The organism is Kineococcus glutinatus, assembly GCF_039542765.1.
GTDB lineage: Bacteria > Actinomycetota > Actinomycetes > Actinomycetales > Kineococcaceae > Kineococcus_A > Kineococcus_A glutinatus.
Genome location: NZ_BAABIL010000075.1, coordinates 1 through 8,188 on the forward strand (window position 1 = coordinate 1; position 8,188 = coordinate 8,188).

Genomic DNA, 8,188 nt, shown 5'->3' on the forward strand with positions numbered 1-8,188 from the left:
CCACCTCCTGCACGAGCTCGCGGCCGCCGGCGCCCCCGCGGTGGACGTCCCCGCGGTGGCCGCTCACGCGGTGGACCTCGCCGCCCAGCGCACCGCGCCGGGGACCGGGCGCCGCGGCACCCCCCGGGCGGCCTGAGCCGCAGCCGATCACCCCCGGCGGTCCTGCGCGACGGGGGCCGTCCGGGTGACGCGGCCGTCGCGCACGACAGTTCCCCCGGCCGGGCTCCGACAACGGGGACATGGCCACCGACGCGACCACGCCCGCGGGGGAGGACGGCTCCCGCCCGCGCGCCCGCCGCCTCCAGCCGCTGCTGCAGTGTCCCTGGGCGGTGTGGGGTGCGTTCGTCGCCACCTCGGTGCTCCTCGTCGCCGGCTACCTGCTGCCCTCGCCGCAGTGGTCCAAGAGCCTGCTGCTGGGCTGCTCGGCGGTGCTGTCGGCCGCCGCGATGACCTGGGGCACGTGGGCGCACCGCCCGCACGCCCAGCGCGCGTGGTGGCTGCTGACCGCCGGCACCGTCCTCATGCTCGTCGGCGCGACCGTGCGGCCCTGGGTCACCGACCGCACCGACCTCGGGCAGTACCTGGCCGACCCCCTCACCCTCGGCGGCTACCTGTGCTGCGCCGGCGGGCTGGTGCGGCTGGCCCGCGCCCACAGCGGCCTGCGCCGGGAGGTCGTCTGCGACGTGCTCGTCCTGACGGTGACCGGCGCCCTGCTGTCGCTGAACCACTTCGTGCTGCCCGCCGTCGACATCCCCGGCCGGCCGCTGGCGGTCAGCGTGCTGGCGGGCACCTACCCGCTCGTCGACGTCGTGTTCCTCGCGCTGCTGGTGGACCTGCTGCTCACCGCGGCCCGCCGCGCCAGCCACCAGCTGCTCGTCGGCGCCATCGTCCTCATGCTCGTCGGCGACGTCTGCTACGCCGTCCTGGGCGCCCGCGGGGAGCTGTCCGGCTCGCCGCTGCTGGACCTGCCGTTCGTGCTGGCGGCCGCGCTCATCGGGGCGGCCGCGCTGCACCCCTCCCAGCGCGTGCAGGTGGTCCCGGCCGCCGGTGGCGGCGCGCACCCCTGGTCCCCGCTGCGGCTCACCGTCCTCGCCCTGTCCCTGGTCCTGCTCCTCGTCGCGGTCGTCACCAGCGGCCGGACCGCGCTGCACCACTGGGCCGCGCTGCTGGCCACCGCCGCCGCCCTGGCGCTGCTGCTCGTGCGGGCCGTCTCCGCGGTCAACGCCCACGCCCGGGTGCAGGCGGTGCTGCTGCGCCGCGCCAGCCACGACCCGCTCACCGACCTGCCCAACCGCACCGAGGTGCTGCGCACCATCGACGAGTGCCGGGTGCAGCGGCACCCGGCCGGGCACCAGGTGTGGGTGCTCTACCTCGACCTCGACGGCTTCAAGCGGGTCAACGACGGCTGGGGGCACCAGGCCGGCGACCAGCTCATCCGCGCCGTGGCGCAGCGGCTGCAGGACGAGGCGCGCGGCAGGGCCGTCGTCGGCCGCCTCGCCGGCGACGAGTTCGCCCTCGTCCTCACCGGCACCCAGCAGCAGGCGTGCGACCTCGCCGAGGGGGTCCTGGACCTCGTCGTGACGCCGGTGCGGCTGTCCACCACGGAGGTCGTCGTCAGCGCCTCCGTCGGGATCGCACCCGCCCTGTACGGCGCGAGCGACGCCCTGCAGAGCGCGGACGCGGCGATGTACCGGGCCAAGGCCGCCGGCCGCAACCAGTGGGTGCTCTTCGAGGAGTCCATGCGCCGCGACGTCAGCCAGGACGTCGAGCTGGAGCTGGACCTGCGCCACGCCGTCGCCGACGGGGCCCTCAGCGTCGCCTTCCAGCCGATCGTGGACATCCCCACCGGCCGGCCCGCGGGGGTGGAGGCGCTGCTGCGCTGGGACCGTCCGCTGCTCGGGCCCGTCTCGCCGGTGCGGTTCGTGCCGCTGCTGGAGGAGACCGGCCTCGTCACGGTCGTCGGGATGCAGGTGCTGCGCGAGTCCGTCGCCCAGCTCGCCCGCTGGCGCGCCGAGGGCGTGGTGGACGAGACGTTCTTCATGTCCGTCAACGTCTCGCCCCGCCAGCTGCTGGACGCCGGTTTCCCCGACGCCGTGGCGCAGGTGCTGGCGGAGGCCGGGGTGGAGGGCAGGGCGCTGCTGCTGGAGATCACCGAGTCCTCGATGGTGCAGGAGGACGAGCTGACCCTGAAGGTCCTCTACGGCCTGCGGGCGCTGGGCTGCGGCCTGGCCGTCGACGACTTCGGCACCGGGTACTCGGCGCTGAGCTACCTGCGCCGCTTCCCCGTCACCCGCGTCAAGGTGGACCGCAGCTTCGTCGACGGCATGTGCGAGGACCCCTCCGACGCCGCCCTGGTCCGCGCGGTGGAGGCCATGAGCCGGGCGCTGGGCCTGTCGGTGACGGCCGAGGGCGTGGAGACGGCCGAGCAGCGCGACGCCCTGCACGAGCTCGGCGTGCGCTACGGGCAGGGTTGGCTGTGGGGCCGGCCGGAGCCCGCCGAGCGGTGCGCGGTCCTGCTGCGCACGGCCCGGGAGGGTGCGGACGCGCTGCGGGAGGGCGCGGACGCCGTCGGCTGAGGCGCCGGGCCCTCAGCGCTGGGCGGGCGGGTCGGCCTCGTAGGCCCAGAACGCCTGCTCGTCCAGCCTGATCGTGCGCACCCCGCCGCCGAAGCTGTCGGTCATGCGGCTGACCAGCCGGGGCAGCGCGAGCTCCTGGTCGTTGTAGGTGCAGAAGTCGACGCAGACGACGCCGCCGCCCTCGAGGAGGACCCGCCAGATCTTCTCCACGAGGGCGGCGAAGATGCCGCTGCCCCGGTAGAGGGGGTGCACGCCGACGAAGACGACGTAGAAGATCCGCTTCTGGGCGTGGAACTGCGGCCAGCGGTGGGCGTAGTACGGCTCGGAGATGAGCGGCACCGCGCTCAGCTCGCCGGTCACCGCGCCCAGGGCGCACATCCGGTCGCCGTGGTCGCGGTCGATGCCGACGTGCTTCTCGATGCGGGGGTCGAGCATGACCTCGCGGAACTCCTGCTCGGTCATGAGGTGGCGCTGGGCGGCGAGGATCGCCAGCGGGCCGAACGCGGCCTGGTAGAGGCCCCAGGCCTCCGCGATCTGCGCGTCCGTGAGCACGTCCAGCACGGTGATGTCCGTCGTCAACGCCGTCATGTGACTCAGCGTAGGCACGTACTACTCGATGCTCACGCCGGGCGGCGCCCGCGCAGCGCCACCCGGCCCCCGCTCAGCGACCCTCCGGCGGCCCCGGGGGCAGCCGCGGGTTCAGCAGGTGCGCCACCAGCGCCGTCCACCCCGTCTGGTGGGTCGCGCCCAGCCCCTCACCGGTGTCACCGTCGAAGTACTCGCTGAACGTCGGGTGCTCCCGCCACAGCGGGTCGTCGCCGGCCTCGATGCGGTCCCCGTCGGCCGGCCGGCGCCCCCCGACCGGCTGGAACAGGGACACCAGGCCGTTGTCGATCAGGTCCGCCGCCTCGGTGAGCGTCCGGCGCTGCCCCGAGCCCGTGGGGATCTCGATCGTCAGCGAGTCGCCGAAGAAGCGCCCGTAGGTGCGCAGCTTGTCCGCCAGCAGCACGTTCACCGGGAACCACACCGGCCCGCGCCAGTTGGAGTTGCCGCCGAACAGCGGCGTGCGCGACTCGCCCGGCTCGTACTCGATGGAGGAGCTGCGGCCCCCCACCTCCGTCGTCACCGTCTCCTTCACCGCCGCCGACAGCGACCGGATGCCGTACGGGGAGAGGAACTGGTCGGTGTCGAACATCCGCGTCAGGATCCGCTGCAGGCGCTCGGGGTCGATGAGCGACAGCAGCATCCGCCGCCCCTCCGGGCCCGAGCGCGACAGCAGCGGGCCGGTGAGGTCCGGGCGGCGGTGCTGCAGCCAGCGCATCCGCCGGGTCAGGTCCGGGCACTCGTCGCCGATCCACGCGGGCACCTCCGTGGCACCCAGGATCGGCAGCAGCCCCACCATCGACGGCACCCGCATCGGCTCCGCGCGCCCGTCGGGGTGGACCAGCACGTCGTAGAAGAACCCGTCCTCCTCGTGCCACAGCGACTTGTTCTGCGACCCGAACTCGTTCATCGCCTCCGCGATGGACAGGAAGTGCTCCAGGAACTTCGTCGCGGCGTCCTCCCACGCCCGGTCGTGCCGCGACAGCTCCAGGGCGATCTTGAACATCTGCTGGCAGTAGAACGCCATCCAGCTCGTCGCGTCCGACTGCTCCAGCCGGTACCCCGGCGGCAGCGGCGCCGAGCGGTCGAACAGGCCGATGTTGTCCATCCCGAGGAACCCGCCCTCGAAGACGTTGGAGCCGTCGGAGTCCTTGCGGTTCACCCACCAGGAGAAGTTCAGCAGCAGCTTCGTGAAGACCCGGATGAGGAACTCCTGGTCGCGGTAGCCGTCGATCCGGTACACGTGCCAGGCCGCCCAGGCGTGCACGGGCGGGTTGACGTCGCCGAAGGCCCACTCGTAGGCGGGCAGCTGCCCGTTGGGGTGCATGGACCACTCCCGGCACATGAGCACGAGCTGCTCCTTGGCGAACTCCGGGTCCACGTGCGCCAGCGGGATCGCGTGGAAGGCCAGGTCCCACGCCGCGAACCACGGGTACTCCCACTCGTCGGGCATGGAGATGACGTCCGCCAGCGACAGGTGCCGCCACGTCGTGTTCCGCCCGCCCCTGGCCCGGCGCTGCTCCGGCGCGGGGTCGCCCGCCGGGTCGCCGTCCAGCCACTGCCGCACGTCGTAGCGGTACAGCTGCTTCGTCCACAGCAGCCCCGCGTACGCCCGGCGCGCGATGTGCCGGTCCTCGCCCCCCACGCGCGGGTGGATGACGTGGTCGTAGAACTCGTCGGCCTCCGCCTCGCGCGCGGCGAGCACCTCGTCGAAGCCGGGGCCGAAGGTGGCCGCCGTCGGGGCCACGTGCGACAGCCGCAACCGCACCCGCACGGTCTCGCCGGGGGCGACCTCGTCGAAGCGGTACCAGAACGCGGCCTTCGTGCCCGTCCTCGCCGGGTTCACCGACGAGCGCGAGCCGAACACGACGCGCTGGTTGATGCCGTCCTTGGTGTAGCGGGTGCGGTTGCGCCCCGCCCCGAACAGGCCCACCCGGTTCGTCTCGTTCTCGCAGAACAGCACCTCCGGGGAGCCCTCCGCCGAGAGGTAGTAGTGGCCCAGGTGGGCGTGCTCGCTCTCCACCGCCTCGATGCCGCCGACGCTGAGGGTGGGCGGCAGCAGCTGGCTCATGGTGCCCTGGCGCGGGTCCCAGCCCCACGCCCACGTGTTGCGGAACCAGATCTGCGGCAACAGGTCCAGCGGGGCGGCCTCGGGGCCGTGGTTGGTGGCCTGCACGACGATGCAGACGTCCTCCGGGGAGGCCTTGGCGTAGGTGACGGTGACGTCGAAGAACCGGTTGCCGTCGAGGACGCCGGTGTCGCCGAGCTCGTACTCCCGGTCGGCGCGGCTGCGGCGGGCGTTCTCCTCCCGCAGCTGCTGGTAGGGGAACTCCGCCTGCGGGTAGCGGTACATCCAGCGCATCCAGGAGTGGGTGGGCGTGCCGTCCAGCGCCCACCAGTACTCCTTGACGTCCTCGCCGTGGTTGCCCTCGCCGTTGGTGAGGCCGAAGAGGCGCTCCTTGAGGACGGGGTCGCGCCGGTTCCACAGCGCCACGGAGAAGTTGAGGAAGCCGTAGCGGTCGGAGATCCCGCCCAGGCCGTCCTCACCCCAGCGGTAGGCGCGCGCGTGGGCCTGCTCGAAGGGGAACGACGTCCACGCGTCGCCCTCGGCGGAGTAGTCCTCGCGCACGGTGCCCCACTGCCGCCCGGCCAGGTAGGGCCCCCACAGCCGCCAGGGGGCGTTGTCCCCCGCGGAGGAGGCGAGGCGGGCGTGCTCGACGCTGGGGTGCCGGCCGGCTGCCGGGGATCCGGGACGGGGGGCGCTCACGATCCCATCCTGCCCCGTCCGGGCGGACGGGGCTCCCCCGAGCGATCGCCCCCGCCCGGCGCCCCCGCCCGGTGCCCTCAGCCGGTGCGCTCGCGCACCGCCGCGGCGACCGAGGCCAGGTGGGCGTCGTCGTGCACCCGGCGCCCGCTGCCGGCCGGCCACGCCAGGGGCAGCTCCAGCCAGCTCAGGCAGCCGCCGTGCTCGGGCAGGCGGTGCAGCCGCAGCGGTTCCGGCAGCTCCCACGCCCGCACCACGAGCGCGGTCAGCTCGTGGCGGGGGCGGAAGTCCACGCGGGTGCGCCGCACCGACCCCGGCGTCCAGACGTGCAGGTCGGCGAGGTCGTCCACCTGGTCCACCCGCCGCACCGGCAGGGCCTCGAAGACCTCCAGGCCCACCCGCAGCACGAGGTCGTCGGTGCCGGCGTCGGCCAGCCCGGGCGCCAGCAGGTCGTGGTGCTCCGGGCGCACCGCGTCGGCGTGGCTGTGGGCGACGGTGGGGAAGAGCAGGAAGCGGGGGGCGCCCACGGCGAAGCGCTTCTCGTGGATGCCGCCCTTGCGCAGCAGCAGGGCCTGGCGCCCGTCGAGGAGGGCGTGGGCCACGGCGGCCCACTCCTTCAGCGCGGGCGTGCGGGTGGTCCCGGGGGTGCCGGCAGGGGTGGTCCCCGCGGTGGTGGCGCTGCTCGTCACGGCCCCAGTCTGACGGCTGCGGCGCGGCGGGTGGAGACTCCCGCACGCACCGGCCGACGGCGACGACGACAGCGAGGTCCCATGAGCTACGACGTGTTCTCCCTGACCGGACGCACCGCCCTCGTCACGGGCGGCAACCAGGGCCTCGGGCGCGCCTTCGCCACCGCCCTGGCGCGGGCCGGGGCGCGGGTCGCGGTCGTCGCCCGCGACGGCGAGCGCACCCAGCAGGTGGTGGACGCCGCGCGCGCCGACGGCCTGGAGCTGCTGCGCGTGGACGCCGACCTCACCGACGACGCCCAGCTGGAGCGGGCGGTGGGCGAGGCCCACGCCGGGCTGGGGTCGATCGACGTGCTCGTCAACAACGCCGGGGTCTGCTTCCACGCCCCCTCCTGGGACGTCACCGACGAGCAGTGGTCGGCGGTCTTCGACCTCAACGTGCGGGCGCTGTGGAGGACCAGCCTCGCCGTGGGCCGGGTCATGCGCGAGGCCGGGCGCGGTTCGATCGTCAACATCGGCTCCATCTCCGGGATGATCGTCAACCGACCGCAGCTGCAGCCCGCCTACAACGCCTCCAAGGCCGCGGTGCACCAGCTCACGAGGTCGCTGGCGGCGGAGTGGGCGCCGCTGGGCATCCGCGTCAACGCCGTCGCCCCCGGCTACGTGAAGACGGACATGGCGCCGGTGGACCGCCCGGAGTTCCGCCGGCACTGGATCGAGGACGCCCCGCAGCAGCGCTACGCCCTGCCCGAGGAGATCGCCCCGTCCGTGGTGTTCCTCGCCAGCGACGCCGCCTCCTTCATCACCGGCTCGGTGCTCGTCGCCGACGGTGGCTACACCCTCTGGTGAGGGTCCCGGGGCGGTCCGGCCGAACGCCTGCGGCGGCGCCCGCCGGAGCCTAGGGTTCCGGCCGTGCTCATCGCCGACCGGGCCGCCCTGCTGCTGCTCGACGCCGGGGGCAGGCGCCTGCTGCCGGCCCGCGCCGCCCGCGGGCTGCTCGCCGGGGCGCTGCTGGCCGAGCTCGTGCTGGAGGGGCGGGTGGACGCCGACCCGGGCTCCGGCGCCCTGCGGGTGCTGCCCGGGCAGGAGGCCGCCCCGCGGCTGGCGGCCGCGCTGGCTGTGGTGGCCGCCCGCCCGACCCCGGCGGCCCGCTGCGTGCGCGCCCTGGCGGCGCGGCCGCTGTGGGAGGAGGCGCTGGCGGCGCTGGCCGGCTACGATGCGCTGCGCGAGGCGCGCACCCGGCGGCTGCTGCTGTGGTCGTCGGTGCGCTGGCCGGTGGACGCGGCCGTGGCGGACCCGGTGCGGGAGGCGGTGCGCACGGCGCTGGCCGCGGCCGGGGACCGGTCCCGGGCGCGGGCGGTGGACCCGGGCACGGCCTCCCTGGTGCTGCTGCTGTCCGCGGCGGGGTGCCTGCGGGGGGTGGTCCCCGGGCTGCCGGCCGAGCCGGACCCGGACGAGGCGGCCGCCGCCCTGGGCGTGGCCCGCCGGTTGCCGGGTGCGGCGCGGGAGGCGCTGGAGGACGTCGACGCCGCCGTGGCCGCCCTGGCCCGCTCCGCCCC

The 8,188-nt window shown here is 75.0% G+C and carries 6 protein-coding genes; 3 read left to right on the forward strand and 3 right to left on the reverse strand.

What is annotated here, in order from left to right; all coding sequences use genetic code 11:
* Positions 1 to 239: 239 nt before the first annotated feature.
* Positions 240 to 2,576, forward strand: a complete 2,337-nt coding sequence (locus tag ABEB16_RS03645) for a putative bifunctional diguanylate cyclase/phosphodiesterase (protein WP_345710910.1) — start codon at positions 240 to 242, stop codon at positions 2,574 to 2,576.
* A 12-nt stretch (positions 2,577 to 2,588) separates the two neighbouring features.
* Here ABEB16_RS03645 and ABEB16_RS03650 read toward each other — a convergent pair whose 3' ends face one another.
* The 3 genes from ABEB16_RS03650 to ABEB16_RS03660 form a co-directional block, all read right to left on the reverse strand.
* Positions 2,589 to 3,164 (reverse strand): hypothetical protein, encoded by a 576-nt coding sequence (locus ABEB16_RS03650; RefSeq protein WP_345710911.1) that lies wholly within the window; start codon positions 3,162 to 3,164, stop codon positions 2,589 to 2,591.
* Between the two features lie 73 nt (positions 3,165 to 3,237).
* Complete coding sequence (locus ABEB16_RS03655) at positions 3,238 to 5,946, reverse strand: MGH1-like glycoside hydrolase domain-containing protein (RefSeq protein ID WP_345710912.1); 2,709 nt, start codon at positions 5,944 to 5,946, stop codon at positions 3,238 to 3,240.
* A 77-nt stretch (positions 5,947 to 6,023) separates the two neighbouring features.
* A complete protein-coding gene (locus ABEB16_RS03660) occupies positions 6,024 to 6,632 on the reverse strand; it encodes a DUF1802 family protein (RefSeq protein WP_345710913.1) in 609 nt (202 codons plus the stop codon).
* Positions 6,633 to 6,713: 81 nt separating this feature from the next.
* Here ABEB16_RS03660 and ABEB16_RS03665 point away from each other — a divergent pair, with 81 nt between their 5' ends.
* Together ABEB16_RS03665 and ABEB16_RS03670 are read left to right on the forward strand one after the other, a co-directional pair.
* Positions 6,714 to 7,478 carry an SDR family NAD(P)-dependent oxidoreductase gene (locus tag ABEB16_RS03665; RefSeq protein WP_345710914.1) on the forward strand — a complete coding sequence of 255 codons (765 nt, stop codon included), beginning with the start codon at positions 6,714 to 6,716 and terminating at the stop codon, positions 7,476 to 7,478.
* A gap of 63 nt (positions 7,479 to 7,541) precedes the next feature.
* A partial coding sequence (locus tag ABEB16_RS03670; RefSeq protein WP_345710915.1) for a GPP34 family phosphoprotein occupies positions 7,542 to 8,188 on the forward strand: 647 nt, incomplete at its 3' end.

Bases quoted from the DNA above. Each gene is read 5' to 3' on its own strand.
- ABEB16_RS03645 (WP_345710910.1), top strand. From the start codon at position 240: ATGGCCACCGACGCGACCACGCCCGCGGGGGAGGACGGCTCCCGCCCG.
- ABEB16_RS03650 (WP_345710911.1), bottom strand. From the start codon at position 3,164: ATGACGGCGTTGACGACGGACATCACCGTGCTGGACGTGCTCACGGAC.
- ABEB16_RS03665 (WP_345710914.1), top strand. From the start codon at position 6,714: ATGAGCTACGACGTGTTCTCCCTGACCGGACGCACCGCCCTCGTCACG.